Genomic DNA, 284 nt, shown 5'->3' with positions numbered 1-284 from the left:
TACTTCGCTCATCTGTCTCTTTCGTGAGTGCAATTAACTACCCAATTATACTGAATATCTGACTAATTTATAGTCATGAAAAGACCCTGACTGGTAGAGGGTTGATGGAGAACACTCAATTAGCTTAGCAATAGAACGCTTATTAATTCCTTTTTTCAGGTAACCTGTAATTTCATCATAAGAGGCATCCAGTTTGGAGGGGTAGCCGCAAACCTCAGAAATTTCCGGACAGTTAGTCATTCCAGAACTCTTTAAATCGTATTGCTGCTATTTCCGTATACCGC

The 284-nt window shown here is 39.4% G+C and carries 1 protein-coding gene; it reads right to left on the bottom strand.

Going from position 1 to position 284, the window contains the following annotated elements:
• Positions 1-45: 45 nt before the first annotated feature.
• Positions 46-240: a helix-turn-helix domain-containing protein gene (locus tag Lfee_RS07655; protein WP_058445494.1), complete on the bottom strand. Its 195-nt coding sequence runs from the start codon at positions 238-240 to the stop codon at positions 46-48.
• Positions 241-284 lie beyond the last annotated feature (44 nt).

This window comes from Legionella feeleii, from assembly GCF_001467625.1.
Classification (GTDB): Bacteria; Pseudomonadota; Gammaproteobacteria; order Legionellales; family Legionellaceae; genus Tatlockia; species Tatlockia feeleii.
The sequence above is the reverse complement of the archived record's forward strand: the minus strand, read 5'-3'. Positions and strand labels throughout refer to the sequence as shown.

Excerpts from the sequence above, each read along its gene's own strand:
- Lfee_RS07655 (WP_058445494.1), bottom strand. The coding sequence starts at position 240 with ATGACTAACTGTCCGGAAATTTCTGAGGTTTGCGGCTACCCCTCCAAA.